The organism is Paracoccus aeridis (assembly GCF_004923205.2).
GTDB classification, from domain to species: Bacteria; Pseudomonadota; Alphaproteobacteria; order Rhodobacterales; family Rhodobacteraceae; genus Paracoccus; species Paracoccus aeridis.
This window is the reverse complement of sequence record NZ_SELD02000066.1, coordinates 50800-77500: the sequence shown is the minus strand read 5'-3', so window position 1 is coordinate 77500 and position 26701 is coordinate 50800. Positions and strand designations below refer to the sequence as shown.

The following is a 26701-nucleotide window of genomic DNA, read 5'->3' as shown; positions in this document are numbered from 1 at the left end:
GCGGCCCGTTATCCGGGTCCGGGACCCTGCGTGGTGGGTAGTTTGACTGGGGCGGTCGCCTCCCAAAGAGTAACGGAGGCGCGCGAAGGTTGGCTCAGAGCGGTCGGAAATCGCTCGTTGAGTGCAATGGCAGAAGCCAGCCTGACTGCAAGACTGACACGTCGAGCAGAGTCGAAAGACGGCCATAGTGATCCGGTGGTCCCGAGTGGAAGGGCCATCGCTCAACGGATAAAAGGTACGCTGGGGATAACAGGCTGATGATGCCCAAGAGTCCATATCGACGGCATCGTTTGGCACCTCGATGTCGGCTCATCTCATCCTGGGGCTGGAGCAGGTCCCAAGGGTATGGCTGTTCGCCATTTAAAGAGGTACGTGAGCTGGGTTTAGAACGTCGTGAGACAGTTCGGTCCCTATCTGCCGTGGGTGTAGGATACTTGAGAGGAGTTGCCCCTAGTACGAGAGGACCGGGGTGAACGTTCCACTGGTGGACCAGTTGTCGTGCCAACGGCAGTGCTGGGTAGCTATGAACGGACAGGATAAACGCTGAAGGCATCTAAGCGTGAAGCCCCCCTCAAAACCAGGTATCCCTCGAGAGCCGTGGAAGACCACCACGTCGATAGGCCGGAGATGTAAGCGCAGCAATGCGTTCAGTTGACCGGTACTAATGGCTCGACAGGCTTGATTTGATCCGGAAGACGGCAGACCCTGCCGATCTTCCAAGGCATCCTTGGACAACACCTTCCCGAAAGGGAAAACGCTGCGTTTCTTCCCCGGTCTGGTGGCCATAGCACGAGCGAAACACCCGATCCCATCCCGAACTCGGCCGTTAAGCGCCGTCGCGCCAATGGTACTGCGTCTCAAGACGTGGGAGAGTAGGTCACCGCCAGACCTGGAAAGAAACGCACAATCCCTCGAACGACAACAATCCCGCACAACCCACGCGGAACACCGACACGGACAAAAATGGCGCGGGGTAGAGCAGCCCGGTAGCTCGTCAGGCTCATAACCTGAAGGTCATAGGTTCAAATCCTATCCCCGCAACCAAATATTCGTGCGTTATCAAACGCTTGAACGCCGCCCTCCGGGGCGGCGTTTGCGTTTCCGCCACCCGTGGAAGCACTGTGGAAGCAAGAGGGCGCGAAGTCCTGCGGGCTTTGTTAGTCATCCGAAGCTGCCGTGGTAGTTGCCCTCTTGGTGGATGTCACGATCAAAGAAACTACCGCAACACGGGCACGCGACGTTGGTTAGCTGGTCTGCAATGGTTCTATGATAGGTCAGGATCAAGCCATTCTTGAAAAGGGGCGTGCCGCATCCGGAAAAGCAATGGGTCCGCCGCGTCGTCAGGCCGCAATCGTGACAGGTGAGGTCCCAGTAGTCTCGATCCCTCTGCGTTAGGTGACGCCTGACGTCGGCTACTTCGTGGCGTTGGCCGCAACTGATGCAAAAGCTGTCGCTCTGCCAGTTTTCACCGTCGAGGTGTCGCGGTGGCGGAAAGTTTGCTTGCAGTTCCATCGCGACCAACCGGTGCAGATTGTGCCAGTCCCTCGGATGCGGAGACAAGCGGACTGCCCCTTGGCTATGGTTGGAAGGGTAGTTCTGTCCGTAGTCGCAATCGCGTCCCCATCCCAGAGGTGACGTCGGCTCCTGGACCACCGGACCAGCCGGCTGCAGGATGAAGACTCGCCGTCCGGCTTGGCCATATCCTCTGCCGTCGACAACATCGCGCAGAACGCCGTCGAGCTCGCGCGGGCGCCAACGTGTCCGAAACTTCGCATCAAGGACTAGGCCCTTCGACGGTTCAACTGCGTCGTCAAAAACTGTGCGCGGATGCGTGTCTTTGTCAGGGTCTTCGTCTCGGGCTTGGAACGTTAGACGAAAATCAGGGCGGCGCCCGTTCGGGAGGACAGGTTGGACCTCAAGACACGCCGTCATTGCGACATCGGACCGCTCGAAGCGAAGTTCGAATGGGGCGAGCACACCACAGGTTCCCTCGATGACGCGGTCCAGCCAGCCCGGTTCGGGCGTGAAGTCGAAGGTGTCGACGAGCAAGGAAATCAGGCGTATCAGGCACCAGCGTTCGTAGATCGCGCTGGCGTGCAGAATGCCTATGCGATCGATCCGCTCAATCTCCTTACCGCCGACACCTACCCTTTCGGCAAGCTCGTGAACGCGATTGAAAGCGGCCAGGACCGAGGAATAGGCGGGACTTTGCAAGAAGCGCATACCCATCGGGAACGCGGCGCTGCTCGCTACACCGAGCGCTGACCACCGCATCTCCTGCGACGTCAGGTCTTCTCCGGTGCTGAGAAGCGATGCCGCAGCCGATCTGGAAAGCTCTGCGCGCTGCGCCAGGTGCGATGCGCGCCGAGCGCTGCTTCGGGCTTCAAGGCGGCGTTCCTCGAGTTCCATGCGGGTCAGCTTTCTTACCCAGCCGTTTTGCTCGTACCGTTCCCGCAACGCCGCCTTTTTCTCGAGGCCCGGGGCCCGGACCCTCATGCGGCACACCTCCTCGAGCTTCAGGAGCCGCATCGACCCCATCTGGCCATGACGCTTGACTTGGCCCACGCCCCAGAATTCGAAGAGCCGGGAAGAATTGTTCAGATACTTTGAGGCTTGTGCGACCAAGCGAAAGGGTTCCTCGGGCAATTGCACGATGTTGCTTGTGATCCCTAGCTCTTTATCTTGCCGAGGGTCTGTGTCCAATCGCTTGTAGAACTGTGCCCGCTCTAGATAGCCATAGGGTTTCTCCAGCTTGATGGCAAAATTGCGGATCTCCTCGCGATACGGCGGTCCGAGATTCGTCCAGGCGTTCACTGCAGCAATCGCAGCCTCCATTTCGGCAAGCTGGTTTCCGAAGATCTCAGGATCCACCGTTTCACTCTCAGCCTCAAGGAGAGCTTTTGCATGCTCATAAGCACGTTCCGACCTTGCGGAGAGCTGACGTGACTGGGCTTCGGATGCGCTGGCGATCCGCGACGAAAGTCGTGCACAGTATTGAACCATGTGGTGTACGAAACGATTGTCCGGGATGTCGATGGTCTCTTCTGCGCCGCGCCCGGGATAGCCTCGTCGCGATGGTCGTCGCAGGACTTCTCGAAAAGTCCGATTGCTTGGTCGGAGCCGCCCGGTGGGTTGAAGTTCTTCTATTTCGGTCAAATGTCTCGCGGGGTTGCCCAGGACGTGGCGCGCCGCTTGGGCAAAGCGGGACAAGGCCTCGACCAAGTCTGTGGAATCAGATCTGATGACACCACCAGTCGCCGAGCTTTGGCGGCTGAGGGCAAGCGTGATCAGTTCATCACGAAAATCCGCCAGGTAGTCTTCGGCCTCGGCGCTTCCGAGGTCGAGGGCGACGTTCACGAGATACAGTCGCTCGGCACCGATGTGAAGTTCGAACTGGCCGAAGCTGCGGTGCAGTTCGCTTAGGTGAGTTTTGCGCTCTTGATCCCAGCCGTTGTCCTGTACCCACCATTCAAGCCCTTCGGGATCGCGGATCTTCAGCCAAGGCTGTCTCTCGCCGTCAGCTCCAACGAGGTGTGGTACAGTGTCAACGGCTTGGTCGCTAAAGCGCAGTCCTACCCACGGATGGAAGTCCCGAAACATCTGCGTTTCGGCCCGGTAGTGGCCATCATCGTCTTGCTCAATCTCGATTGGGTCGCTGGAAATCTCCATGCGACGCGCAATTCCGCGATCCTGCCATTCAATCCGCAGGTAGTGCAGGGCGAAGTTCGGCAAAGTCATCGCATCCAGAAGTTTGCGACCTTGTTGCTGCCGTCCGCGAGCGCGATCAGTCGGTCAAGGTCGCCAACCGAATTACCTTCGCCTGGCGCAAGTTCGGGAGGTCCAAGTCGTTCGGCGAGCGCTTCGCGAAGCGACACAAGCACGTCGCGTCGTTTGCGCCCGTCGGAAGTCGGACGGCTGGTGTCGAGAGCGATCTTTGGCAGAATTTTTTGACGGACGACATTGTCCAGTGCTTTGTCGGGTTCGATGCCGGTCAGCTCCGCGGCAGCAAGGTATCCCAGCGATTGCCGAACAGCGCGCATTCCGAATTCTACCCCTAGCGGATCAAGATGGTCACGCGCGAGACCAGCCAAGAAGCTGGCCGCATCATTGCGACGGTCAAAAGGTGGGTACTCTGCGCGCAATCCAATGTCGTGAGGAGTCAGACCCAGTTTGATTTCCGGATCCTCCGTCACTTCGGAAATTTCAGCTTCGATACTATCCCAGTCGGCGAGCATCGGATTGCTGAAGCGTAATACATGGACGCGATCTAGAACCTTGGGAGAGAGGTGGTGAGTAGTTTCATCCATGTTCACCGCTCCGAAGATCCAGACGTTATCCGGAAATTTCAGGCTCGTAGGCATCCGCATGTGTGCCGAAATTGCTCGGCGCAGGCGGCCATGGTGTACGAGAACGGATTCTGCATCGCGAAACCCGCCGAGTTGATGAAGTGCGTTGTTGGCTATGTCATTGGTTAGGATCTGCTCCAGTGTGGCAGCTTCGTCGAGGTCCGCCCGGCGGCGGGCCTCTGCTTCAAGTTCAAGGAAGACTCCGTGCTCCATCGCAAGATGGCGCTCTTCGTCTGCCGTATAGAGATGGATTTCAGGTCGATGACTGCGGCTCTCAAGAATACTGAGAAAATCTGCAAAATAATGCTCCACTCTTGCGAGGTTCATCTCGTCAAGGCAGATAAAATATGGAACGTCGGGTGCTTTTGCCGCAGCCTGCAGGGCCAGTAGGAATGGAGTGGGATGATAGCTACGCTCGATGGGGTTGTAGTAGCCCAGCAGGTCTTCGGGCCCAGTCCAGTTTGGTTTTACTGGGATGATCGCGCAGGTCCCCCCAACCGCCTCAGCTACGGCGCGTACCAGACTGGTTTTTCCTGAGCCGGAATCGCCGGCGAGTACTACTAGATCCCGGGTACGCAACAAAGTGACAAAATTGCGCAATTGGTGCTGCGAATAAAGGAGCCCCGACCGTGCAAGCCGAACTTGGAGCCACGGCGCCAGGCGCGCAATATCTCCTCCAAGGGCTTGCTCGAGGCTGTCGCCCTTGGTCTCCTGATCCTGCCGCGCCTTGGGAAGCACGAAGGCTAGGTCTTCTTCGTCGATCAGACCGAGTGCCACCAGACGACCGCCTTTTTCCGTCAGGAGTTCCTCTAACTTCCGGTAGCGCTCTTCCATGATATTCCTTTCCTGCTCTGCCTTAAGGCGGAGCTCCTTCAGTCGTTCTTTCTCTTCTGCCAGAAGCTCTTGTAATTCTTGGACTTCCCCGCTGACGGCATCTCTTGATCGCTTGCCGTTTGCAATCTGTTCTTCGAATTTTGCGATCTGCTCATCGGCGTGATTTCGAGCCGCCTGCAGCTCTTCTTCGATGCGTTGGCGCTTCTGGCGGTTTTTTTCTTCCTGATCGACCAGTTCACTGGAATCTCGCAGGATCTCGGCGCGTACAGCAGCCTCTATCTCGTCGCGTGCGAAAGCTGCTATTAATCGCGCCTCATCTGGCCCCCGAAGCTCAACCTTCCATTCTTGAGGCAAAGCACTCAGAAGGCGGAGTGTCCCGGCGCGGACGTTGCATTCATGCGGGTTATTCCGCTGCTCGCGCACGTTGGGCGGGGCAAGCTCGAGTTCTGCGATGGCCCAGTGTTTGCCAGTCACGGCGTCTGCGGGGTTTAGGCATGCCTGAATTTCACGAGGCGCAACAAAGGCTTGCGTCCCCTTTCGCGGGTCTTCCTGAGGGTAAACGAGGCCATGACCATCCGTTGGATGCGTCAGATCGCGCAAGAAGAAGACATCTGGCATGTCGTCTCGCAACGAGCCGGTCAGGCGACCTACTACGAGAAGTGGTCCCTCAATGGACATTCCCCATGCTTCGCGTAATTCGTGCAGGCGGCTTAGGTCTTCTGCGTTGACGATTGTCCGGCTTGGGCCGCGGGGTGAATGATGTCGTTGCGCGCCTTTCAATTCTGCCCTCAACTTTAGATGCTACGCGTATTCAGTATCGACGTTGCATAAGCGGGTTTGTCGAGCCAGCAGTTGGTTGCTGTGATCTCGGCGGCGCCAACGTCCACCTCGCGACGGTGCCCGTTCTGGCTGTGGATGGTGATGTGGCTCATCACCAGCCTCCCGCTTTCCCCGCCGTGAACCTTTCGAACGCATCCTCTGTTGGCTCTTGCTCGAGTTCGGCTGCTTCCCAACGCGACGGCGCCCGGTCGGGATAGATCAGCAAGGAGATGGTCATCTCGTTGCTGGGCGAGAACACGGTCATCTCGTGTACTGGTTCGTTCCCCGGCCAGACCCCAGGTCCGTGACTCTCACCATGTCGGCCGGTGTCCCCGTCCACTTCACGGGCGGCCAGTGACCCTGGAGGAAGCTCGATCACGGCTTGCCGCGCGGCGTAGAAGATCCCGGACCTGAGCAAGGGCTGGCTCGACCACGCCCAGTCGATGAAACCCTCCTTGCCGACGACGATCATGGCGCGCTTGTCGGTGATGGTCATCCATTTCAGGATTGCTGCGGTCAGCGACACGGCATAGCGCTCTGCCAGCTCGGTCATCACGTCGATGTCGATCGAGCGTCCCTTGATCTGCGCGCGGAAATCGTCGAGCGGCATGAGGAGATAGGAGGCGAAGGTGTTCGCCTCCGCCTCGATCCTGTTCCGGGCGCTATCCCAATCCGCCATGTTCCGGCTGGTGCATTGGAGCCCGCCGGGATGAGCCTTCCGATGCAGAAGGTAGTGGCCCAGCTCGTGGGCCAGCGTGAAGTTGCGCCGCCCGGCGGACCGGATGGATTCGTTGTAGATGATGCCCCATTCGCCAGAGCCGTCCGGGCGCGGCATGAGCATGCCCTCGACGCCATTGGACAGATCCACGCCGCCGACCATCGAGATCGGCGCATCTGGAAAGACCTGCCGCGAGAAATCCTGCGCCAACGCCGCCACGTCCACCGGGAACCGAGGCAGGCCATGTGCCGCCTGATGCAGCGACAGGATCTGCGTCAGGCGGATTGCCCAACCCTGCGGCGTCGTGGGCAAGCTCAATCCTTCTTCCCCCACATGTCGATCATCTGCTGGATCTTCTCCTGATCCTCCGGCTTCAGCTTGCTGAACTTCCGAAAAAACGCCTCCCTCAGAACCTCATCACCAGGCTCCGCGGTGTCGTCGAGCAGATAGTCTGTGGTGACTTCCAGAGCCTGGGCGATGCGCGTCAGCTTTTCGCCTGAGGGTTTGCGGGTGTCGCGGTTCTCCAGTTCCCAGATGTAGCTCTTGCTCGAGTCGGTGAGCTCGGCGAGCTTGTCGAGCGAATATCCCTTCTCTTGGCGGTGGCGCTTGATCTTGGCGCCGAGGGACGTGGTCATCGCGTCATCCTTGATTCCTTGGTGCTGGCGGCGTGTTCGGTATGCCGAACGAAATCGTGCCGCGCAAGTAGACGTGATGGCGCGTTCGATGTATATCGAACACCAGCGTATCGCTACGCTGATTCCCTCATCCTCCACCTCCCCGGCACGAAAGGGCCCCCGATGACCGCCATCACCGCATTCCTCCGCAAGACCCCGATCACCCGCCTGAAGGACTACTTCACGGCCGGTGGGTTCACCTCGCTTCCGCCGATCGACTGGGCCAAGCCCGAGCCCGAGGTGGTCGAGCCGCTGGTCAAGGCCGTGGACGGCATGTCCGAGGAGGAAAAGCAGCGGGTCATCCTCGACGCCGGTCGTGTCGCAGCGCTCGCCGATGAGGCGGGCCAGAACGCGCTGCAGAACGTCGTGCTGAACCGCGCAGTCTTCGACACCCTCGAGGGCGCCAACAACCGTTCGCTCTGGGTCTTCCTGAAGGAGCCTGATCGCTTCCGCCTGGCGGAAGAGGTCCGCTACAACGACGAACGGCGCCGGGGGCGCTCGTGGAACGGCTTCGAGGTCGAGAAGGAATGTACGGTCCGCCGCGATCCGATCTCCATTGCGGCCTTCACCAAGGCCATCCGCGACCGCTTCGAGACCCCGCATGTCCATGTCGATATCTTCGACCGGCATCGCATCATCCTTGATGACCAGGAATGCGATCTGGTGCAGGTCGCCGTCTATCGCGAGGGACGGCCGGAGGACATGCTGGGCTTCGATGCGAAGAGCAAGCTGCTGCGGCGCATCGTGAAGCCAGTGTTCGAGGCGGCCCTGACCTATGAGGCCGAAACCGGCGTGATCGAGGTCGTGGCCAACACGCTAGAGGACCGGAAGGATCTGACCGCGTTCATGGCGCGGGATCTGCTCGGGATCGACTTCAAGGAGAAGCACATCCCATGGCGCGAATACGACCTGAGCATGCTACTGAAGCCCTTCGATTTCCCGACCGATCCCGAGGACGGGATCATGGGCGTGACCGTGAAGGAGCTGCGCTTCATGGAGCTGGGGGAGCGCGGCGAGCGCATCACGCTCGAGTCCATGTCGGGCGCCGAGCGGTCGATCTGGGAGATGGCCGAGAAGCGGATCGGTCTCGACATCGGTGGCTCGGGGCACCTTTTGCCGGTCGCGACCGAGGCACCGGAATGGGTCATCACGCGCGCCCGGTTCACGATCAAGTTCCATCCCGGACCCGAGGGAGGCCGCGGGAAATCCCTGACGCTCACTGTCACGATGCCCCATGGCTGCAACCTCAAGGACATGACCCCGCATGAGCGCCTGATCGGCGAGAAGTACCTGCGGCGCTGGGGCATCCTGACCGACACCGCCGACATTGGTGACCTCGTTGACTAAGTCGGCTGTGGATCTGCTGCTCCAGGCGATGGAAACCCGCGTCGGCAAGGTGCAGGTGGCCACGCTGAAGCAAGTGGCGCCTCGGGCAGCAGACAAGCTGCTCGACGCCAGGCTGTTGGTGGCGACCGGGCGCATCCCGGTCGTCGCCGCCATGGATGCCTATGAGGACGAGCCCATTCCGGCGGAGTGGTGCCCGGAGCGCGGGCAGTACGGCTATCGCAACAGCGTCGGTCGTTGGATAACTGTCGAGGCGGGGGAGATCGCCGCCTGTGTCGTCGATTTTCCTCTGGCATTCGCGAAGATGCTGGTGGCCTTCGAACGCGCCGGGCCTTCGCGCCCGAGCCCTTTGATCGACGGATTCGTCTGGGACGTCGGAACCATCAGGCTGACGGGCGCGAAGTCGCCGGTGCCGGTCTGGTTTGCGCGGCGGCTTGCTGATCCTGCCGTCTGGACGCGACTCGATGCCCTCCTCGAGCGCAGGCCGCCTGAAGAGGTCCGGGTGATTCTCACGTCGACACCGGGTGATCGCATCCCCATCACACCCAACAAGCGGAACGTGATCGTCGGCGTGGCCGATGTGCTCGGCACCCCAGGAAAGCCGGCGATCTCGCCGCAATCGCTAAGTGCGCGCGTGTTTCCGGGTCAGGTCCAGCGCCGGTTCCCGATCGATCATTCGGAGGAATGCGGGCTGGTCTGGCACCGCAGTGAAACCCTGACCTTCGGCGGAGACAAGCAGCGTCGGCTGCTGCAGATCCTGTTCGCAGCCTACTGGTCCAAGTCCCCCGTCCTTCGGATAGCGGCAGTGCTGGAAGAGGCGGGCTACGGCAGCCAGGTGAACACGCTGAAGAAAGCCTTCGGCCGCCGCAACGACTGGCAGCGATTCATCAGATTCGATGACGGGAACTGCTGGATCGATCCCTGACGGCTTCTCCAGCGGGCGGGATCATTGAAACCAGAGCTTGCAGCCTCTACTTACGTCCGGACCGGTGAGCCGAGATGCTCAGGGTCACGCGTCAATGCCGGAAGGCTGCGGCGCAGCAGGGGAACCTGCGAGGAGCGATGGTGTGAGCCATCAGAAACAGTTCTAACGACGAGGTACTTCTCATGCTTCAGCATGACACTCCCAAATACTCTCCCCACCTTCACTGCATATACGATGAGACTGCTCCGACGGGGCAGATCGGTCGTGGCACGCATTATTCCGTAGTTCAGGCGCTGTCGTGGCGTTCGAACAAAGGAGAGTTGCGTAAGCAAGCCGCAGTCCAGAACGTTGCGATCATCTGGGATGAAGACCACGATGAACGGATAATTCCCTGTGTGGAGGCATTGCTGATGGCTGGCCTCCTGCACGCGATTTCGATGATCGGCGAGCGGAAAGGTGGCGTGACGATCGTCTTCAACTCGATGTCCGCCGCCTATTTGAGCGAAGATCAGAAAAGTGCATATCGAGAAGAGGTCGAGAAAGTCATCAACGACGTCGTCGAGGCCAAGTACGAGGACTACTGGTCGATAACTTTTGGTGAGATGACCGAGACGCCATCATTGGCGAAAACCGGGCATCGGATCTTTCATCAGTCCTTGATCCAGGACGATGTGCAGAAGATCGAAACGTACATCCGCAACATCAACAACCTTTGGGCGGTCGATTCGTAACCCCTCATCGAGTAGCGTCTCGGAAATGAAATGCCCCGGTCGCTGCCGGGGCATTTTCTTTTGGTTCCGTGCAACACGCCGTGCTGCGCAGTGGGTGCGCGTCTGCGAGAATTGCCGCACCGTTTTGATTGTTCGGTCAAGAGGGGCACTACGAGGCGGAGAGAAGAGCTCCAACCGTCCACGCTCGATCTCGCCACTCGGCACCAGCGTCAAAAGGCCGTCCTCCGGGGCGGCCTTTTCACATTGGCGGACATCATTCTTCGCGAACTCCCGCTCTGCCTCCCGGCTGCCTCCCCGGCGCCTCCCACGCCGTGAGCGATGGTCCTTCGCAGGCATTCGGCCAATCGCGAAGGAGACGACGATGTCAGTCACGCATCTCAACCAGGTCGAGCTGGCGGCTCGATGGAAGATCAGCCCGCGCACGCTGGAGCGCTGGCGTTGGACCGGTGAGGGCCCCGCCTTCATCAAGATCGGCGGCCGGGTCGTGTACCGGCTCGAGGATGTCGAGGCCTACGAGGCCAACCGGCACTGCTCGAGCACGGCCGACAAGCCCGCCGTGAAGCTGGCGTGAGGGGGCGGCCATGACGATCCCCAACCGCATCACCCTCGACAACCTTCCCACCCTGCCGGTCGGCGAGATCGCCGCGCTGCCGGGCGACCAGCTGGCGCTCCTGAAGCAGGACGCTGACGAGCGGCTGCGCGCTGCCAAGAACCTCAGCGACTGGCTCGATGGCGCTATCGCGCTCAAGTATGGCGACCAGGCGCAGGAGGCGCGCCGCGCGGAAGGCAAGGACACCGGCACTGTCCGGTTGCAGGACGGCCAGGTCACCGTGGTCGCGGAGCTGCCGAAGCGCGTCGATTGGGACCAGGCGACCCTCGCCGGTCTGGTCGAGCGAATCCGGGCGGATGGCGCCGATCCCACCGAGTACGTGGACATCGCACTCAGCGTCTCCGAGCGGAAGTACACCGCCTGGCCCAAGGACATCCGCCAGGAGTTCGAGCCCGCGCGCACGGTCCGCACCGGCAAGCCCCAGTTCCGGCTGCTGCTCGGCGAGGAGGCGCGCTGATGGCCATCTCGCTCGCATCCCTGCAAACCTCGACGGTGCTGCGTCCGCCGCGCGTCCTGATCCACGGCGTCGCCGGCATCGGCAAATCCACCTTCGCCGCGTCCGCCGACGCGCCCGTGTTCGTCCTCACCGAGGACGGTCTCGGCAAACTGCAGGTGCCGCATTTCCCGTTGGCGACGAGCTACGCGGAGGTCGCCGAAGCGCTCGACGCCCTGCTCGACGAGGACCACGCCTATTCGACGGTGGTGGTCGACAGCGTGGACTGGCTGGAACCGCTGATCTGGGCCGAGGCCTGCCGTCGCAACGGCTGGCAGTCGATCGAAAGCCCCGGCTTCGGCAAGGGCTACGCCGAGGCGCTGACCATCTGGCGCGAGTACATCGACCGGTTGAACGCGCTCCGCGACCGGAAGGGCATGGCGGTCATCCAGATCGCCCACACCGACATCAAGCGCTTCGACAGCCCCGAGCACGAACCCTACGACCGGTACGTGATCAAGCTGCAGGCCCGCGCCTCCGCGCTGCTGCAGGAGCACTCGGACGTGGTGCTCTTCGCCAACTACCGGATCTCGGTCAGCAAGTCCGACGTCGGCTTCAACAAGAAGGTGACCCGGGCGCTCGGGTCCGGCGCGCGCGTCATGCACACCGAGGAGCGCCCCGCCTTCCTCGCCAAGAACCGCTACGGCCTGCCGGAAACCCTCCCGCTCGAGTGGTCCGAGTTCCTGGCCGCCATGCCCCAATCCGCCTGATTACGACTGAAAGGACAGCACGATGGCACGTTTCGACACCGCCTTTGACGCCGCCGGCATCGAGCCCACCACCGCCTACGAGATCCTGCCCGCGGGCAAGTACCGCGCCCAGATCGTCGAGAGCGAGATGCGCGTCACGAAGAACGGGATGGGGAAGTATCTCTGGCTGATGCTCGACATCCTCGAGGGGCCGCAGCAGGGCCGCAAGGTCTTCGACCAGCTGAACCTGGTGAACGCCAACCCGACCACGGTCGAGATCGCGCAGCGCACGCTGTCGGCGATCTGCCACGCCACGGGCAAGCTGCAGGTGAACGACAGCGAGGAGCTGCACCTGATCCCGATGACGATCCAGGTCGGCGTGAAGCCCCCGAAGGACGGCTACGGCGAGCGCAACACGATCCGTTACCTGGTGCCGGAGGCCACGGCGCAGGCGACCCCGCCGAGGCCCGCCGCCACGCAGCCGGCCAGCGCGCCCGCGCAGTCGGCGCCCGCCCGCCCGGCCACCGCGCCCTGGAACCGCAAGAGCTGACGCCCTCGGCCGCCGCGGGCTGAGACCTGCGGCGGCCCGGACATCGCCAGACCCGAGAGACCGACCCGAGAGACCGACCATGACCAACACCACCGACGCGGCCTGCGCGGCCGCGAACGCCCCTGGCTTGCCTGACGACACCCGGCGCCTGATCGAGATCGAGGACGCCATCGCGAAGATCCGCACGCAGATCGCGACCGCCGATCTGACGCGGCAGCGGACGGCGAAGCCGATCGATCCCGACTGGTTTCACCGTGCGCGCACGGCGCTGCGTCACCTCAATCGCGAGCGCGCCGAAATCGTCGCCCATCAGGGCGGTCGCCGCCGGCGCGAACGGCTCAAGGACATGATCATCGCCGTCCTGCGCGAACGCCATGACAGCGCCGCCTGGACTGCGGTGCTGGCTGAGGCGCGGGCGCGGCTTGAGCGGGGGGAGGCATGCTGATGGCCGAGCTCCCCGAACCCCCGACGCCGACCCTGTCCGCGATCTACGCTTCCTTCGAGGCGCGGCAGGGCGACGGCTTCCGCGACCACCTCGGCGCCTCGCTAATCGGCAAGTCCTGCGCCCGCGCGCTCTGGTACGACTTCCGCTGGGCGTCGCCCGCGCGGCACACGGGCCGCATCCTGCGGCTGTTCGAGACCGGCCAGCTGGAAGAGACCCGGCTCGTCCGCGACCTGCGCGCCACCGGCGCGACGGTGCTGGAGGTCGATCCCGAGACCGGGCGCCAGTTCCGCGTCGAGGCGCATGGCGGGCATTTCGGCGGCTCGCTCGACGCCGTCGCCCTCGGGCTCCTGGAGGCGCCGAAGACCTGGCACGTCGTCGAGTTCAAGACGCATTCCGCGAAGAGCTTTGCCGAGCTGATCGCCAGGGGCGTTGCGCTCGCCAAGCCCCAGCACGCCGCGCAGATGCAGGTGTACATGCACCTGACCGGCATCACGCGGGCGCTCTACGTCGCGGTCTGCAAGGACACCGACGCGCTGCACATCGAGCGCGTCCCGGCCGACCCAGAAATGGGCGAACGCCTGCTCGAGAAGGCGGGGCGGATCATCTTCGCCCAGCACCCGCCCGAGCGCATCAGCGCGGATCCCGCCTGGTTCGAGTGCCGGTTCTGCGACCACCACGGGCTCTGCCACGGTGAGGACGCCCCGGCGGTCACCTGCCGGTCCTGCCTGCATTCGACGCCTGTCGATGGTGGTTGGCACTGCGCGCGCCACGACCGGCTGCTCGACTCTTCCGACCAGCGCCGCGCGTGCCCCCGGCACCTGTTCATCCCCGATCTCGTCCCCGGCGAGGTGAGCGACGCAGGAGAGGACTTCGTCTCCTACCGCATGCGTGACGGCTCGGCCTGGACCAACGACGCCCGCGTGAAGGAGACCGCCGCATGCTGACCCTGCGCCCCTACCAGCAGGCCGCGATCGCCTCGATCTACGGCTATTTCGAGAAGGAGAGCGGCAACCCGCTCGTCGTGATCCCCACGGCCGGCGGCAAGAGCCTCGTCATGGCCGCCTTCATCGACGGCGTGCTCAAGGCCTGGCCCGACCAGCGCGTGCTCGTCGTCACCCATGTCCGCGAACTGATCGCGCAGAACCATGCCGAGATGCTGGGGCTCTGGCCCGAGGCGCCTGCGGGCATCTACTCGGCCGGGCTCGGCCGCCGCGACGCGCGGGCCCGGATCCTCTTCGCCGGCATCCAGTCCATCCACGACAAGGCGACGCGCATCGGCCATGCCGATCTGGTGCTGATCGACGAGGCCCATCTGATCCCCGGCCGGTCGAACACCATGTATCGCCGCTTCCTCAACGATCTGCAGGCGATCAACCCCGCGCTCAAGGTGATCGGTCTGACGGCGACGCCCTTCCGGCTCGACAGCGGCATGCTGCACGAGGGCGAGAACGCGCTCTTCACCGACATCGCCTACGAGGTCTCGGTCCGCGACCTGATCGATCAGGGCTATCTCTCCCCGCTCATCTCGAAACAGACGAAGACCCGCCTCGACGTGACGGGCGTGGGATCGCGGGGCGGCGAGTTCATCGCGCGCGACCTCGAGGACGCGGTCGATCAGGACGCCATCACACGCGCGGCCGTGGCCGAGGTGATCGCCCATGGCGAGACGCGCCGGTCCTGGCTCGCCTTCTGCTCGGGCGTCCGCCACGCCACCCATGTCGCCGAGGAGTTCCGCCGCCGCGGGGTCAGCTGCGCGACGATCTTCGGCAAGACGCCGAAGGACGAGCGTGACGCGATCATCGCCGCCTTCAAGCGCGGCGAGATCAGGGCGCTGGCCTCCATGGGGGTGCTGACGACGGGCTTCAACGCGCCGGCCGTGGACCTGATCGCCATGCTGCGGCCCACCAAGTCGGCCGGGCTCTATGTCCAGATGGCCGGACGGGGCACGCGGCTTGCCGAGGGCAAGGAGAACTGCCTGGTTCTCGATTTCGCGGGGAATGTCCGCCGGCACGGCCCCATCGATCTCGTGCGGCCGAAACGGCCGGGCGGTCCGGGCGACGGGCCGCCGCCCACCAAGATCTGCCCAAAATGCGGGACCATCGTGGCCATCGCCGCGCTCGAATGCCCCGACTGCGGTTTCGAGTTCCCCGGCCGCGAGGTGAAGCTCGAGCCGACCGCCTCGACGCTGGAGGTGCTGTCAACCGGCAAACCGCAATGGGTCGGCGTCACCGACGTCACCTACAGCCGCCACGAGAAGCGGGGCGGGCGTGTCTCGCTGAAGGTCACCTACCGCTGCGGGCTCGCCTTCCACACGGAATGGGTCTGCTTCGAGCACGAGGGTTATCCGCGCCGGAAGGCCGCGAGCTGGTGGCGCGAGCGGGCGCCCGAGCTGGAGGTGCCCGAGTCCGTCGACGAGGCGCTCCTGCTGGCGGACCGGCTGCGCCGGCCCACCGAGATCGCCGTCCGCCCCGCGGGCCGCTTCACCGAAATCACCGCCTACAGGTTCGCCCCATGCCTTACGTCCGTGCCGGGCTCTGCGCCGTCTGCCATCGAGAGCCCCGTGGCTGGGGCTGGTTCGACGCGCGTTTCCGCGTCTCCGACCCGCGGCGCGACACGAGCCGCAGAGACCTCTGCAGCCGGATTTGCCAGGACATCTGCCACCGGAGGTCGGGCATGATCGATCCGACCCCCAATGAGACGGCGGCCATGGTCGAGGGCGGCAAGGCCGGCGGCGCCTATCTCGACAGCCTCGGCCGGACCGATCTCGCCCAACTCAGCGAGGAGGAGTGGGACACCTTCGTCGAGGTGATCGTCACCGGCTACTGCGACCACCTTCGTGACCTGGCGGCGAAGGACCGTGCCCGGCTCGACGGCATGATCCCGGAGGTGCCCTTCTGATGGCGGACACCTCGTGGATGGCGCGCGTGGGCGCGCGTCTCGTGACCAACGGCTACGCGATCCTGCCGATCGCGCCCGGCACCAAGAAGCCCGGCCAGTTCGCCCGCGCGGCCTGGCACGACTACCCGCAGTGGAACCGGCATGCGAGCCGCGCCACGACCGAACTCGAGGTCGCGACCTGGTCCAGCTGGCCCGACTGCGGGGTCGGGATCGTCGGCGGCGCGGTCGCCGCGCTCGACATCGATATTGCCGAGGATGGCGACCTGGCGCTCCGCATCGAGCGGCTCGCCCGCGAACGGCTGGGCGACACGCCGGCGCTCAGGATCGGAAAGCCGCCGAAGCGGCTCATGGTCTATCGCGCGACCGAGCCTTTCGCCGGGATCCGGCGCGCGCCGCTCGAGGTTCTGTGCCTCGGACAGCAGTTCGTGGCCTATGCCAAGCATCCCGATACCGGCCAGCCCTATGTCTGGCCGGACGAGGGGCTCGCGGATCTCGACATCGAGAGCCTGCCCGAAATCGACGCCGAACAGGCAGCGGCGTTCCTCGACAAGGCGCTGGCGCTGATCCCGCCCGAGATGCGCCCGAAGAGCCTTGGTGCGAAGACTGCCAACGGGGCCGGGCATCCGTGTCTGCCGGCGCATGCGCAGGCCGGCACGCTGGCCGCGATCCGGAGTGCGCTCGCCTGGTTGCCCAATGCAGAGCTCGACTACGACAGCTGGATGCGCATCGGCATGGCGCTGAAGGGCGCGCTGGGCGAGGAGGGCGCGACGCTCTTCGCCGACTGGTCGGCGCAGGCGGCCAAGAACGACCCGGTCGAGACGTCGAAGGCATGGGCGAGCTTCAAACCTGCGCGGATCGGCGCCGGCACGATCTATCACCTCGCCATGGAGAAGGGCTGGCGCCCCGATCCCGACCTGCTGCTCGACGGCAGTCAGAAAGTCTGCGCGGGCGACGAGCATCCCGCGGCGGGCCTCCTCGCGCGGCTCGCCCAGCCCGATGCCCCGATGCCGATCCTCGCGCCTGTGCCGTCCTTCACGCTGACGATCCCGGGCGGGCTCGTGGGCGATCTCGCGCGCTACATGATCGACACGGCGCGCAGACCCCAGCCGCTTCTGGCGGTGGGCGCCAGCCTCTGCGCCCTCGGCGCGCTGATGGGACGGCGCTACCGCACGGCGACCGACCTGCGCACGAACCTCTACATCGTCGGCATTGCGGACAGCGGCTCGGGCAAGAACCACGCCCGCGAGGTCGTCAACGAGCTGTTCTTCGCGGCGGGGCTGGCGCAACACCTCGGCGGCAACAAGATCGCCTCGGGCGCGGGGCTCCTGACCGCGCTCCACCGTCAGCCCGCGATCCTGTTCCAGATCGACGAGTTCGGCATGTTCCTCTCGGCGGCGGCCGACCGGAAGCGCAGCCCGCGCCACATCACCGAGATCCTCGACAACATGACCGAGCTTTACACCGCTGCCAGCGGGGTCTTCCTCGGCGCGGAATACGCCAACCGCGACGGCTCAAACGAGCGGCGCGACATCGTACAGCCCTGCCTCTGCGTCTACGGCACGACGACGCCGCTGCATTTCTGGGGGGCGCTGCAGGGCGCCAACGTGGTGGACGGCTCGCTCGCCCGGTTCATCATCCTGCCGAGCGAGGAGGACTATCCGGACGAGAACCGTCGTGCCGGGCTGCGCAAATCGCCCCGGCCGCTGATCGAAGGGCTGCAGCGCCTTGCCGAGGGCGGCGGGGCGAGCGGCAACCTGGCCGGCAAGACCTCCGGACCCGAGACGGCCGTTGATCCGATGACGGTGCCGATGGACGACGACGCGCAGGCGCGCTTCGACGCGCTCGGCGAAGAGGTCACCGCCGAGCTCAGGGCCGCGGCAGGAACCTTTCACACGCCGATCCTCGCCCGGATCGCGGAGAACGCGGCCAAGGTCGCGCTCGTCCTCGCCGTGGGGCGCGATGCGGTCCACCCCGTCATCCGTGTCGAGGATGCCCTCTGGGCCATCGATTTCGTGCGCCATTTCGCCCGGCGCACCATCGATGCCGTCGAGCGCCATGTCGCCGATACCGAGACCGAGGCGCATTTGAAACGCGTGCGCGAGATCATCCGCAAGGCAGGATCGGCCGGCGTCACCAAGTCCGAACTGACCCGCGCCTCGCAATGGCTCCGTGCGCGCGACCGCGACGACATCCTGCTCACGCTCGTCGAGAGCGGCGACGTCGCCACGGTCGAGCAGGGGACCGGGGGGCGGAAAGCCATGCGCTTCCGGGCGATGCGGTGAGGGCCGGGACGATGCTTCCTTCAACCGCCCCCATCCTTCATTTGAAGGATGTTCCCGCCCAAGCCCCCGTCCCGAAACGGAAATCCGGCGCGGCGGACTTCTTTCAATATTTCACGCAAAGACCCTCGCGCGCGTGGAGGGGGCGGGGTGCCAGACACATACCCAATGAAGTAACTGAAATATTGAAAGAAGAGATTTATACTCATTCTGCCAATGGTTTGCGGCCTCACTTCCTTCAAGCGGACGGGGTGAAGCCATTGAAGGAAGTGCCGGGCGCTCCCGGCATCGACAACGTGACCGTGACCAGACCTCGCGATCCCGGCCCGGGCGCGCGCGCTGCCCTCACCAGGCAGCCGTGCCGCCCCGGCCTCTCAATCGAAGAGGAGGTCGTCATGGACCGCTCCCCACACATCGCCCCGGTGCCTCTCACGGCGGCCGGCAGTCTCAACCGCTGCATTCTCGCGCTGGATCTCGGCACCAGCACCGGCTGGGGGTTGCGCTCGGCCGAAGGGCTGATCACCAGCGGAACTGCGAGCTTCAGGCCCGGCCGCTATGACGGCGGCGGCATGCGCTACCTGCGCTTCACCAACTGGCTCACCGAGATCGACCGCCTGTCGGGGCCGGTCACCGCGATCTGGTTCGAGGAGGTGCGGCGCCACGCCGGAACCGACGCGGCCCATGTCTATGGCGGGCTCATGGCCACGCTCACCGCATGGGCGGAACTGCGGGGCGTGCCCTATGCCGGCGTTCCCGTCGGCACGATCAAGCGTCACGCCACCGGCAAGGGCAATGCGCCGAAGGAGGCGATGATCGCAGCCGCGCGGGCCCGGGGCTTCAGCCCTGCCGACGACAACGAGGCCGACGCCATCGCGCTGCTGCTCTGGGCGATCGAGACGAACGGGGGTGTCGCGTGAGGTGGTACCCCAAGGGCTACGGCGGCCATCGACGGGATCCGGACCAGGTGAAGCGCGAGGGCTGGCGCGAGCAGGGTCTGCTCGCCGTCTCGCTCGAGGACGCACGTCTGACCTGGCCGGAACGCGAGCTCGTCCGCCAGCTGGGCGAAAAGCTCTATGGGCCGCGCCCCTCCGACGAGGGAGGGCGCCATGGATAAGTGGACCCCGTCCCTCGTCGAGGCCCGTCTCGCTGAGGCGGCCTTCGTGCTGAAGCGCCTGCCCGAGCCGCGACGGCAGGGCTACTTCAGCACATGGCCCGAGATCGTCCACTCCTTCGCCGACAAGGTCGGCCAGGAGCCAAAGCCGATGCGCGTGCTGCCCTCGCCGCAGGCGATCAGCCGGATGGAGGAGACGCTCACCTGGACCGCGTGCCTCGACCCGGTCGACGGCAAGATCGTCTGGATGCGCGCCCATGGCGAGCGGTGGAAGACCGTCTGCTGGACGGTCGGACTGCAACGCTCGGCCGCCCATCAGCACTGGCTTTATGGGCTCTGCGTCATCTCGCTGAAGCTCAACCGGCGTCGGTTCAATCGCAACCTGTCGAAGCGGAAGGTGATCGAGCTGGCTGGTGGCGCGTAGCTCTGCGCGCCACAGGGGAAGGTGTGCGGCGGACAGTTTTCGACGGGACAGAAAACCGGTTCAGGGGCTAGGTTCGGGATAAGCTCGGGAGAGGCGCGCGCGGCGCAGCCCCGAACGAAACCATCTTTTCGTTGGCGAGGGCCGTTGGAAAAGGAAAGGCGCTGATCCTTTCCTTGCGGGCCGCTGTCCGCCCCCACTACGCCCCCTCAGACGACTTCGCGGTTCCTTCTGCGCGACATTCGTATGCTGGCGGGCGAAGCGCGGGACATCGCCAGCGACAGGGCCGGATTTTTGGGAAGCCACCCGGAAGCCGGACCCACTCACGCCGCGCACAAACGCCAATGAACGCTGGCCTTCCGACCGGACACCGTTGGTGGCCGCTGGACCCCGCGTGGAGTCCAGCCCGGCATCCGGAGTCCGGAAGCCACCGGCATCCACCCGACCTAGGAACCTTGCCCGCCATGACGCTGAGCTTTGCCCCGGAGGCGATCGAGACGTGGCCGCTGTCGCGCCTGCAGCCCTACGCGAAGAACGCGAAGGCGCACGGGCCGGACCAGGTCGCGAAGATCGCCGCCAGCATGGCCGAGTTCGGCTGGACCGTGCCGTGCCTCGTGGGCGAGGACGGGGAACTGATCGCAGGGCATGGGCGCGTACTGGCCGCGACGCAGCTCGGGCTGACCGAAGCGCCGGTGATCGTGCTGGGCCACCTGACCGAGGCGCAGCGGCGGGCCTACCGGATCGCGGACAACAAGCTGACCGAACTCGGCACTTGGGACGAGGCGCTGCTGTCTGCCGAACTGAACGACCTGCTGGCCGATGATTTCGACCTGTCGCTGGTGGGCTTTTCCGACGGCGAGTTGGACAAGCTGCTGGCCTTCGTGCCGGAGGGGAACGGTGAAGAGGGTGGCGCCGGGGGCTCCGTGCCGCCGGTGACCATCCCTGAACCACCGCGTAATCCTGCGTCGCGCACCGGCGATCTGTGGATCCTTGGCGAACACCGCCTGCTCTGTGGCGACAGCACCAGCGCTGCCGATGTGCGCCGCCTGATGAACGGCGAGCGAGCGATCCTGTTCGCGACGGACCCGCCTTATCTGGTCGATTACGACGGCTCGAACCATCCGACCCGCAACAAGGATTGGTCCGCGTCCTACGGCACGACCTGGGACGACAGCAGCCAGGGCGCCGAGCTCTACGACGGCTTCATTGCCGCCGCGGTAGCCGAGGCGATCACAGAGGACGCGGCCTGGTACTGCTGGCACGCCTCGCGCCGCCAGGCGATGCTGGAAGCCTGCTGGGAAAAGGCCGGCGCCTTCGTCCACCAGCAGATCATCTGGGTGAAGGACCGCGGTGTTCTGACCCGCTCGCATTACCTGTGGAAACACGAGCCCTGCTTCATGGGCTGGCGCCGCCCGAACCGGCCGCCGAAGGTGGCCGAGGAAACGCTGCCATCGACGTGGGCGCTGCCCAGCTTCGCCAAGGACGACCGGCCCGACCATCCGACACCGAAGCCGCTCGATGCGTTCGGCATCCCGATGCGCCAGCTTGTGGCCCGGGGCGGGCTCTGCTACGAGCCGTTCTCGGGTTCGGGTTCGCAGATCATGGCGGGCGAGGCGAACGGCCGACGCGTCTTCGCGATGGAGATCAGCCCGGCCTATGTCGATGTCGCCGTGGAACGCTGGCAGGCGGACACCGGTCGCGAGGCAATCCTCGACGGCGATGGCCGGACCTTCGCCGAGGTGAGGACCGAGCGGCTGGGCGACAGCGTCGAAGCCCCCGCCGATGTTCCGGACGGCGACGTCGCTCCGGTCACGGACGCCGCCCCTGAACCCGCGCGCAAGCGCAAGACCGCCGCGTGACATGGATGACCTGGCTTTACCTTCCTCCGGACGCGCTTCCGGAGCCGGAGACGCATGCCTCTTCGGCCTCTCCCTCTGCTCCGGCGCGGGCGGTCTCGACCTCGGGCTCACCATCGCCATCCCCGGATATCGTGCTGTGGGCCATGTCGAACGGGAAACCTACGCCGCAGCCACTCTCGTGGCGCGGATGGAAGACGCGTCCATGGATCAGGCTGCTGTCTGGGACGATGTTGGAACCTTCGACGGCCGCCCGTGGCGCGGCGCGGTGGACATCGTCACTGCGGGATATCCGTGCCAGCCGTTCTCCGTCGCGGGCAAGCGCCGAGGCGCGGACGATCCGCGCCACCTCTGGCCGCATGTCGCCCGCATCATCGGCGAGGCCGAGCCGCCCTTCGTCTTCCTCGAGAATGTCGCCCATCATCTCCGCCTCGGCTTCCCCGAAGTCGCCGGCGGACTGGTCGGCATGGGCTACCGCCTTGCGGCAGGCCTCTTCACGGCGGCGGAGGTCGGCGCGCCGCACAAGCGCGAGGGTCAGCGCCGGCGGTTCGATTGGCGCGATCTCGCATGCCTTGCAGTCATGAGAGTGCTGAGGAAGCACTCACTATCGTTAGACGGGATGGCGCTGTTCGTCTCGGACCTGCGCGACGACCTCGCCGGGATGAACGACATCTCCGACATCTCGGGCCGGTCCTTCTTCTGCGCGGACTGGGGCAAGAAACAACCCTGTCCGACCGTGGGGCTCGTCACCGAAACGGATCTCTTCGCGGTGCTGAAACGGCGACCCGAGACCGTGATCATCGTGGACGTTGCGACCGTGTACCGTGATGCTGCTGGTGCAATCCCCGTCGTTACGGCCGCGGGAGGTGCCGCGCTGTGAAGCAGAGCCGGATCATGTCGATGGTCGAGGCCGCGACGAATGTCGTCGTCGGCTATGTGCTGGCCATCGCCACGCAGATCGTCGTGTTCCCGTGGTTCGGGATCGAGACGGGGCTTGCGGAGCATCTGACCATCGGCCTCGCCTTCGTCGGCGTCTCGCTGGCGCGCGGCTACCTGCTGCGTCGGTTGTTCGAGGCGATCCGGGTCCAGAGCGCAGAATGAGACACCGCCGCCCAGAATGCGGGGCGGCGGCTCATGGGCATTGGCTGACCGATCTACGCGTCCCCTTGGCGGAGCGTGGCGTGGACCGCGCGCCAATCCACCCCTGCGTCCCTGAGGACCTCGCGCAGCTCCTTGATGAGGCGCCATGGCACTCGGGCCTCGTAGGAATGCTCGTGCTTGCGGAGCGGGGGATATGCCGCCAGCTGCAGCGCGATCCCGAGGATGCGGTGCTGCGGGTCCGGGCGGTCGGCGGGGCTCAACGCCCGGCCCCCTCGCGCATGTCGCAGATGCGGTAGCGACGTGCGCCGCCATCGACCTTCTCGGAGATTATGGTCAGCCCGAGCTTCTTTTTCAGGGCGCCGGACATCGCTCCTCTGACTGTATGACTCAGCCAGCCCGTTTCGGCGACGATCTCGTCGATGGTCGCGCCGCCCTCGGCGCGGAGCATCTCGATCAGGGTCTCCTGCTTGGTGCCCTTCCGGCGCTGGACCGGGGCGGTTGGCGTCTCAGCCGGCAGCGTGTCGTCCTGCTCGTCCGTGATCCCGAGGGTGCTGTAGGCCAGAGGGGTGGCGCGCAGCGTGATCGGGCCGCGCTCCTCGTCGTGCCGCCAGACCGTGTTGACGTCCGTGGCGCCGATTTCCTCGATCAGGCCCTGCTTCAGAAGGCTCTTGCAGACGTTGCCGACGGCGCCGCCCTTGAGGCTGGCGGTGACGGGAAAGACCGCCCCGTCCTCGCGCGCGCAGGCGGTGGACAGGATGACGGCTTGGGCGTCGGAAAGCTGAATCTGGGTCATGGGGTCGTCTCCTTGCTCGAGGCCCGCGTCATGCGGCGCCTTCTACGACCCCGAGCCGCGCAGGGCGCGCGGCGGGAGTTCCGGCAGCGCCGGAGATCAGCGGGCGTGCTCGCCCTCGCCGAAGGCGCTGTCGGTGATGCGCTTCAGGAGGCTGGCGTAGTGTTCGAGGGTGCCGACCATGGCCCAGCCCACCTCTTCGGGGTGGCAGTTGAAATGGTCGTCGCTGAGCGCCTGCAGGCGGGCGAGCATCTCGTCGATCTCGGCCTTCTTGCCGATGAAGGCTGCGAGCGCGTTCGCCCGGTTCCTCGAACCGGTGGCGGAACTGGGCTCACCCTTGTTCCGGCGCGCCTTCTCGGCGCGGGCCTCAAAGCCCGGGGTGGTGATCGGGTTCAGGCGGGTGGTCATCGTAGTGGCTCCTTGGTGAGTTGCATCGCTTCGTTGGAGTGACGTTCGCTCTGTCCGCCGTGCTTATCAACTCGATAAGCACATGATCTTGAATGACAATCGGAGCCGTCGATGCAGGGCATGAGCGAGCGCCAGTACGCCGCCCATGTCGGGCTGTCGCGGGGCGCGATCCAGAAGGCGAAGACGGCCGAACGGCTGGTCCTCCATCCCGACGGCAGCATCAACGCGGCCGCCAGCGACGCCCGGCGTGCCGAGACGACGGACCCGTCGAAGACGAGGAAGCCGCCCGCGCCGAAGCTGAAACCCGTCCCCGAGGCGGCGGTGGCGGCCGTCGGCGACACGCTACGCGAACAGGGGCTGGCAGTCCCCGCCGTCGGCGGCGGGACGACCTTCCTGCAGGCGAAAACCGCGAACGAGGTGCTGAAGGCACAGGAGCGGCGCATCCGTCTCCAGAAGCTGAAGGGGGAGTTGATTGAGCGGGCCCGCGCGCTGGCGCTGGTGTTCCGGCTGGCGCGGGAGGAACGGGACGCGTGGGTGAATTGGCCTGCACGCGCGGCGGCGCTGATGGCGGCCGAGCTCTCGGCCTCGTGCAGCGACGCGACGGGCCAGCAGATCACCGTGGAGCCAGCCGCGATGCAGAAGGTGCTGGAGAAACATGTACGCGCCCACCTCGACGAACTCGCCGAGGTCCGGCCCGACTTCCGGTGAAGATGACGCGCTGACTGACTTCGACGGCGCGGGCGAGATCCTGCGCGCCTGGGGCAACGGGCTGCGGCCTGATCCGGACCTGACCGTCTCGGAATGGGCGGACCGGCACCGGATGCTCTCGGGCCGCGCCTCGGCCGAACCGGGGCGGTATCGCACGGTGCGTACGCCCTACATGCGCGAGATCATGGACCGGCTGTCGCCCGGCGATCCCACGCAGCGGATCGTATTCATGAAGGCCGCACAGGTCGGCGCGACCGAGGCAGGGAACAACTGGATCGGCTTCGCCATCCACCAGGCGCCGGGCCCGATGCTGGCGGTCCAGCCGACGGTAGAACTGGCCAAGCGGAACTCGCGCCAGCGGATCGACCCGCTGATCGACGAGAGCCCGGAGCTGCGGGAACGGGTCAAACCGGCCCGGTCGCGCGACGCGGGCAACACGATGCTGTCCAAGGAGTTCGCGGGCGGCATCCTGATCATGACCGGGGCGAACTCGGCGGTCGGGCTGCGCTCGACCCCGGCGCGGTACATCTTCCTCGACGAGGTCGACGCCTATCCGGCCTCGGCCGACGAGGAAGGCGACCCGGTGACGTTGGCCGAGGCCCGGTCGCTGACCTTCGCGCACCGGCGCAAGGTGCTGCTGGTCTCGACGCCAACGATCCGCGGGCTGAGCCGGATCGAGCGGGAATACGAGGCCAGCGACCAGCGGCGGTTCTTCGTGCCGTGCCCGCATTGCGGGGCGATGCAGTGGCTGAAGTTCGACCGGCTGCGCTGGCAGAAAGGCCGCCCGGAGACGGCCGAGTATCACTGCGAGGGCTGCGACGCGGCAGTCGCGGAACACCACAAGACGGCGATGCTGGAGGGCGGCGAATGGCGGGCGACCGCCACGGCCGCCGATCCGACCACGGTCGGGTATCACCTCTCGGCACTCTACTCGCCGATCGGCTGGCTGAGCTGGGAGCGGATCGTGCGGGCATGGGACGCGGCGCAAGGTTCGGACGAGGCGGTCAAGGCGTTTCGGAACACGATCCTCGGCGAGACATGGGTCGAAACCGGCGAAGCCCCAGACTGGCAGCGGCTCTACGACCGCCGCGAGCGCTGGACCTCCGGCACGGTGCCTGCGGGCGGGCTGTTCCTGACGGCCGGGGCCGACGTGCAGAAGGACCGGATCGAGGTCGATGTCTGGGCCTGGGGTCGCGGGCTGGAAAGCTGGCTCGTCGATCACGTCGTCATCGAGGGCGGGCCGGATCGGCATGACGCTTGGTCGGAATTGACAGCGCTGCTGGACAGAAGCTGGCCGCATGAACGCGGCGCTCATCTGCGCATTGCGCGGCTGGCCATCGACACCGGCTACGAGGCCCCGGCGGTCTATTCCTGGTCGCGCGCGCAGGGGTTCGCGCAGGTGTCGCCGGTCAAGGGCGTCGAGGGGTTCAACCGCTCGAGCCCCGTCTCGGGGCCGACCTTCGTCGACGCGACCGAGGGCGGGAAGCGGCTGCGCCGCGGCGCACGGCTCTGGACCGTGGCGGTGTCGACCTTCAAGGCCGAGACCTACCGCTTCCTGCGGTTGGCGCGTCCGACCGACGAGGACATGGCCGACGGGGCGGCCTTCCCGCCCGGCTCGGTGCACCTGCCGCATTGGGTCGAGAACGAATGGCTCAAGCAGTTCGTGGCCGAACAGCTGGTGACGGTGCGCACGAAGCGCGGCTTCGCCCGGCTGGAGTGGCAGAAGCTGCGCGAGCGCAACGAGGCGCTGGATTGCCGGGTCTACGCCCGCGCCGCCGCCTGGATCGCGGGCGCGGACCGCTGGTCCGACGAGAAATGGCGCGACCTCGAGGATCAACTCGGGGCCGCCCCCACCGACACCGATCCCGCCGGGCAGATCAACCGGCCGGGACAGGCCCCGCAGGGCAAGCGCCGCTCCGACTGGCTCGGACGGCGCGGAGGATGGTTTTGA

The 26701-nt window shown here is 65.3% G+C and carries 28 protein-coding genes, 1 tRNA gene and 2 rRNA genes (1 of these 31 cut by a window edge); 23 read left to right on the top strand and 8 right to left on the bottom strand.

Features of this window, described 5'->3' with window-relative positions; translation table 11 throughout:
* The 3 genes from ELI80_RS15175 to ELI80_RS15165 all read left to right on the top strand — a co-directional run.
* Window positions 1-686: ribosomal RNA gene (locus tag ELI80_RS15175) — 23S ribosomal RNA — on the top strand; it begins 2144 nt to the left of the window's first position.
* Between the two features lie 88 nt (window positions 687-774).
* Window positions 775-889: ribosomal RNA gene (gene rrf / locus ELI80_RS15170) — 5S ribosomal RNA — on the top strand.
* Between the two features lie 78 nt (window positions 890-967).
* Window positions 968-1044 (top strand) — tRNA-Met (locus ELI80_RS15165).
* A 117-nt stretch (window positions 1045-1161) separates the two neighbouring features.
* Here ELI80_RS15165 and ELI80_RS15160 read toward each other — a convergent pair.
* The 5 genes from ELI80_RS15160 to ELI80_RS15145 form a co-directional block, all read right to left on the bottom strand.
* Window positions 1162-3738, bottom strand: coding sequence for a DUF2357 domain-containing protein (locus ELI80_RS15160; RefSeq protein ID WP_136653145.1), 2577 nt, complete (start codon window positions 3736-3738; stop codon window positions 1162-1164).
* The gene (locus ELI80_RS15155; RefSeq protein WP_201740670.1) at window positions 3735-5858 is read right to left on the bottom strand and encodes an McrB family protein; all 2124 of its coding nucleotides are present in this window, start codon (window positions 5856-5858) and stop codon (window positions 3735-3737) included. The genes ELI80_RS15160 and ELI80_RS15155 overlap by 4 nt, the downstream gene beginning before the upstream one ends.
* A gap of 116 nt (window positions 5859-5974) precedes the next feature.
* Window positions 5975-6112 carry a hypothetical protein gene (locus tag ELI80_RS16125; RefSeq protein ID WP_161596490.1) on the bottom strand — a complete coding sequence of 46 codons (138 nt, stop codon included), beginning with the start codon at window positions 6110-6112 and terminating at the stop codon, window positions 5975-5977.
* Window positions 6112-7029 (bottom strand): ImmA/IrrE family metallo-endopeptidase, encoded by a 918-nt coding sequence (locus ELI80_RS15150; protein ID WP_136653144.1) that lies wholly within the window; start codon window positions 7027-7029, stop codon window positions 6112-6114. Before ELI80_RS15150 ends, ELI80_RS16125 begins: the two co-directional genes overlap by 1 nt.
* Before the next feature lie 2 nt (window positions 7030-7031).
* Window positions 7032-7352, bottom strand: coding sequence for a helix-turn-helix domain-containing protein (locus ELI80_RS15145; protein ID WP_136653143.1), 321 nt, complete (start codon window positions 7350-7352; stop codon window positions 7032-7034).
* Between the two features lie 162 nt (window positions 7353-7514).
* Between ELI80_RS15145 and ELI80_RS15140 the strand changes: the two genes are divergently transcribed.
* From ELI80_RS15140 to ELI80_RS15055, 18 genes are all read left to right on the top strand, one after another.
* Window positions 7515-8738 carry a hypothetical protein gene (locus ELI80_RS15140; RefSeq protein WP_136653142.1) on the top strand — a complete coding sequence of 408 codons (1224 nt, stop codon included), beginning with the start codon at window positions 7515-7517 and terminating at the stop codon, window positions 8736-8738.
* A gap of 7 nt (window positions 8739-8745) precedes the next feature.
* A complete protein-coding gene (locus tag ELI80_RS15135; protein WP_136653141.1) occupies window positions 8746-9660 on the top strand; it encodes a hypothetical protein in 915 nt (304 codons plus the stop codon).
* A gap of 182 nt (window positions 9661-9842) precedes the next feature.
* Window positions 9843-10391: a hypothetical protein gene (locus ELI80_RS15130; protein ID WP_136653140.1), complete on the top strand. Its 549-nt coding sequence runs from the start codon at window positions 9843-9845 to the stop codon at window positions 10389-10391.
* Window positions 10392-10752: 361 nt separating this feature from the next.
* Window positions 10753-10962 carry a helix-turn-helix transcriptional regulator gene (locus ELI80_RS15125; protein ID WP_021096360.1) on the top strand — a complete coding sequence of 70 codons (210 nt, stop codon included), beginning with the start codon at window positions 10753-10755 and terminating at the stop codon, window positions 10960-10962.
* A gap of 10 nt (window positions 10963-10972) precedes the next feature.
* Complete coding sequence (locus ELI80_RS15120; protein ID WP_136653139.1) at window positions 10973-11458, top strand: hypothetical protein; 486 nt, start codon at window positions 10973-10975, stop codon at window positions 11456-11458.
* Window positions 11458-12204, top strand: coding sequence for an ATP-binding protein (locus ELI80_RS15115; RefSeq protein WP_136653138.1), 747 nt, complete (start codon window positions 11458-11460; stop codon window positions 12202-12204). Before ELI80_RS15120 ends, ELI80_RS15115 begins: the two co-directional genes overlap by 1 nt.
* 22 nt (window positions 12205-12226) lie before the next feature.
* Entirely contained in the window at window positions 12227-12733 is a 507-nt protein-coding gene (locus ELI80_RS15110; protein WP_136653137.1) for a DUF669 domain-containing protein, read from the top strand.
* A gap of 79 nt (window positions 12734-12812) precedes the next feature.
* Complete coding sequence (locus ELI80_RS15105) at window positions 12813-13178, top strand: hypothetical protein (RefSeq protein WP_136653136.1); 366 nt, start codon at window positions 12813-12815, stop codon at window positions 13176-13178.
* Window positions 13178-14122 (top strand): PD-(D/E)XK nuclease family protein, encoded by a 945-nt coding sequence (locus ELI80_RS15100; protein WP_136653135.1) that lies wholly within the window; start codon window positions 13178-13180, stop codon window positions 14120-14122. Before ELI80_RS15105 ends, ELI80_RS15100 begins: the two co-directional genes overlap by 1 nt.
* The gene (locus ELI80_RS15095) at window positions 14116-15855 is read left to right on the top strand and encodes a DEAD/DEAH box helicase (RefSeq protein ID WP_136653134.1); all 1740 of its coding nucleotides are present in this window, start codon (window positions 14116-14118) and stop codon (window positions 15853-15855) included. Before ELI80_RS15100 ends, ELI80_RS15095 begins: the two co-directional genes overlap by 7 nt.
* A complete protein-coding gene (locus ELI80_RS15090) occupies window positions 15852-16076 on the top strand; it encodes a DUF6511 domain-containing protein (RefSeq protein ID WP_028030858.1) in 225 nt (74 codons plus the stop codon). The genes ELI80_RS15095 and ELI80_RS15090 overlap by 4 nt, the downstream gene beginning before the upstream one ends.
* The gene (locus ELI80_RS15085; RefSeq protein WP_136653133.1) at window positions 16076-18358 is read left to right on the top strand and encodes a PriCT-2 domain-containing protein; all 2283 of its coding nucleotides are present in this window, start codon (window positions 16076-16078) and stop codon (window positions 18356-18358) included. Before ELI80_RS15090 ends, ELI80_RS15085 begins: the two co-directional genes overlap by 1 nt.
* A 392-nt stretch (window positions 18359-18750) precedes the next feature.
* Complete coding sequence (locus ELI80_RS15080; protein WP_136653132.1) at window positions 18751-19272, top strand: crossover junction endodeoxyribonuclease RuvC; 522 nt, start codon at window positions 18751-18753, stop codon at window positions 19270-19272.
* On the top strand, window positions 19269-19469 hold the full coding sequence (locus tag ELI80_RS15075; protein ID WP_136653131.1) for a hypothetical protein: 201 nt from the start codon (window positions 19269-19271) through the stop codon (window positions 19467-19469). The genes ELI80_RS15080 and ELI80_RS15075 overlap by 4 nt, the downstream gene beginning before the upstream one ends.
* Window positions 19462-19890 (top strand): DUF6362 family protein, encoded by a 429-nt coding sequence (locus ELI80_RS15070; protein WP_136653130.1) that lies wholly within the window; start codon window positions 19462-19464, stop codon window positions 19888-19890. The genes ELI80_RS15075 and ELI80_RS15070 overlap by 8 nt, the downstream gene beginning before the upstream one ends.
* A gap of 461 nt (window positions 19891-20351) precedes the next feature.
* Window positions 20352-21746: a site-specific DNA-methyltransferase gene (locus tag ELI80_RS15065; protein ID WP_136653129.1), complete on the top strand. Its 1395-nt coding sequence runs from the start codon at window positions 20352-20354 to the stop codon at window positions 21744-21746.
* A 1-nt stretch (window position 21747) separates the two neighbouring features.
* Window positions 21748-22623, top strand: coding sequence for a DNA cytosine methyltransferase (locus ELI80_RS16495; protein ID WP_236641533.1), 876 nt, complete (start codon window positions 21748-21750; stop codon window positions 22621-22623).
* Window positions 22620-22844: a DUF7220 family protein gene (locus ELI80_RS15055; RefSeq protein WP_036717954.1), complete on the top strand. Its 225-nt coding sequence runs from the start codon at window positions 22620-22622 to the stop codon at window positions 22842-22844. The genes ELI80_RS16495 and ELI80_RS15055 overlap by 4 nt, the downstream gene beginning before the upstream one ends.
* Window positions 22845-22897: 53 nt before the next feature.
* Here ELI80_RS15055 and ELI80_RS15050 read toward each other — a convergent pair whose 3' ends face one another.
* The 3 genes from ELI80_RS15050 to ELI80_RS15040 form a co-directional block, all read right to left on the bottom strand.
* Entirely contained in the window at window positions 22898-23104 is a 207-nt protein-coding gene (locus ELI80_RS15050; RefSeq protein ID WP_036717957.1) for a hypothetical protein, read from the bottom strand.
* A complete protein-coding gene (locus tag ELI80_RS15045) occupies window positions 23101-23637 on the bottom strand; it encodes a DUF3489 domain-containing protein (RefSeq protein WP_136653128.1) in 537 nt (178 codons plus the stop codon). Before ELI80_RS15045 ends, ELI80_RS15050 begins: the two co-directional genes overlap by 4 nt.
* 96 nt (window positions 23638-23733) lie before the next feature.
* Window positions 23734-24042 carry a hypothetical protein gene (locus ELI80_RS15040; RefSeq protein WP_136653127.1) on the bottom strand — a complete coding sequence of 103 codons (309 nt, stop codon included), beginning with the start codon at window positions 24040-24042 and terminating at the stop codon, window positions 23734-23736.
* 111 nt (window positions 24043-24153) lie between these two features.
* On the opposite strand from ELI80_RS15040, the gene ELI80_RS15035 reads away from it, so the two are divergent.
* Together ELI80_RS15035 and ELI80_RS15030 are read left to right on the top strand one after the other, a co-directional pair.
* Window positions 24154-24750, top strand: coding sequence for a hypothetical protein (locus ELI80_RS15035; RefSeq protein ID WP_136653126.1), 597 nt, complete (start codon window positions 24154-24156; stop codon window positions 24748-24750).
* The gene (locus tag ELI80_RS15030; protein WP_136653125.1) at window positions 24698-26701 is read left to right on the top strand and encodes a phage terminase large subunit family protein; all 2004 of its coding nucleotides are present in this window, start codon (window positions 24698-24700) and stop codon (window positions 26699-26701) included. The genes ELI80_RS15035 and ELI80_RS15030 overlap by 53 nt, the downstream gene beginning before the upstream one ends.

Excerpts from the sequence above, each read along its gene's own strand:
- ELI80_RS15160 (WP_136653145.1), bottom strand. The coding sequence starts at position 3,738 with ATGACTTTGCCGAACTTCGCCCTGCACTACCTGCGGATTGAATGGCAG.
- ELI80_RS15035 (WP_136653126.1), top strand. The coding sequence starts at position 24,154 with ATGCAGGGCATGAGCGAGCGCCAGTACGCCGCCCATGTCGGGCTGTCG.
- ELI80_RS15105 (WP_136653136.1), top strand. The coding sequence starts at position 12,813 with ATGACCAACACCACCGACGCGGCCTGCGCGGCCGCGAACGCCCCTGGC.
- ELI80_RS15125 (WP_021096360.1), top strand. The coding sequence starts at position 10,753 with ATGTCAGTCACGCATCTCAACCAGGTCGAGCTGGCGGCTCGATGGAAG.
- ELI80_RS15090 (WP_028030858.1), top strand. The coding sequence starts at position 15,852 with ATGATCGATCCGACCCCCAATGAGACGGCGGCCATGGTCGAGGGCGGC.
- ELI80_RS15145 (WP_136653143.1), bottom strand. The coding sequence starts at position 7,352 with ATGACCACGTCCCTCGGCGCCAAGATCAAGCGCCACCGCCAAGAGAAG.
- ELI80_RS15115 (WP_136653138.1), top strand. The coding sequence starts at position 11,458 with ATGGCCATCTCGCTCGCATCCCTGCAAACCTCGACGGTGCTGCGTCCG.
- ELI80_RS15100 (WP_136653135.1), top strand. The coding sequence starts at position 13,178 with ATGGCCGAGCTCCCCGAACCCCCGACGCCGACCCTGTCCGCGATCTAC.
- ELI80_RS15095 (WP_136653134.1), top strand. The coding sequence starts at position 14,116 with ATGCTGACCCTGCGCCCCTACCAGCAGGCCGCGATCGCCTCGATCTAC.
- ELI80_RS15045 (WP_136653128.1), bottom strand. The coding sequence starts at position 23,637 with ATGACCCAGATTCAGCTTTCCGACGCCCAAGCCGTCATCCTGTCCACC.
- ELI80_RS15080 (WP_136653132.1), top strand. The coding sequence starts at position 18,751 with ATGGACCGCTCCCCACACATCGCCCCGGTGCCTCTCACGGCGGCCGGC.
- ELI80_RS15110 (WP_136653137.1), top strand. The coding sequence starts at position 12,227 with ATGGCACGTTTCGACACCGCCTTTGACGCCGCCGGCATCGAGCCCACC.
- ELI80_RS15130 (WP_136653140.1), top strand. The coding sequence starts at position 9,843 with ATGCTTCAGCATGACACTCCCAAATACTCTCCCCACCTTCACTGCATA.
- ELI80_RS15040 (WP_136653127.1), bottom strand. The coding sequence starts at position 24,042 with ATGACCACCCGCCTGAACCCGATCACCACCCCGGGCTTTGAGGCCCGC.
- ELI80_RS15155 (WP_201740670.1), bottom strand. The coding sequence starts at position 5,858 with ATGTCCATTGAGGGACCACTTCTCGTAGTAGGTCGCCTGACCGGCTCG.
- ELI80_RS16495 (WP_236641533.1), top strand. The coding sequence starts at position 21,748 with ATGGATGACCTGGCTTTACCTTCCTCCGGACGCGCTTCCGGAGCCGGA.
- ELI80_RS15120 (WP_136653139.1), top strand. The coding sequence starts at position 10,973 with ATGACGATCCCCAACCGCATCACCCTCGACAACCTTCCCACCCTGCCG.
- ELI80_RS15030 (WP_136653125.1), top strand. The coding sequence starts at position 24,698 with ATGTACGCGCCCACCTCGACGAACTCGCCGAGGTCCGGCCCGACTTCC.
- ELI80_RS15070 (WP_136653130.1), top strand. The coding sequence starts at position 19,462 with ATGGATAAGTGGACCCCGTCCCTCGTCGAGGCCCGTCTCGCTGAGGCG.
- ELI80_RS15140 (WP_136653142.1), top strand. The coding sequence starts at position 7,515 with ATGACCGCCATCACCGCATTCCTCCGCAAGACCCCGATCACCCGCCTG.
- ELI80_RS16125 (WP_161596490.1), bottom strand. The coding sequence starts at position 6,112 with ATGAGCCACATCACCATCCACAGCCAGAACGGGCACCGTCGCGAGGTG.
- ELI80_RS15085 (WP_136653133.1), top strand. The coding sequence starts at position 16,076 with ATGGCGGACACCTCGTGGATGGCGCGCGTGGGCGCGCGTCTCGTGACC.
- ELI80_RS15065 (WP_136653129.1), top strand. The coding sequence starts at position 20,352 with ATGACGCTGAGCTTTGCCCCGGAGGCGATCGAGACGTGGCCGCTGTCG.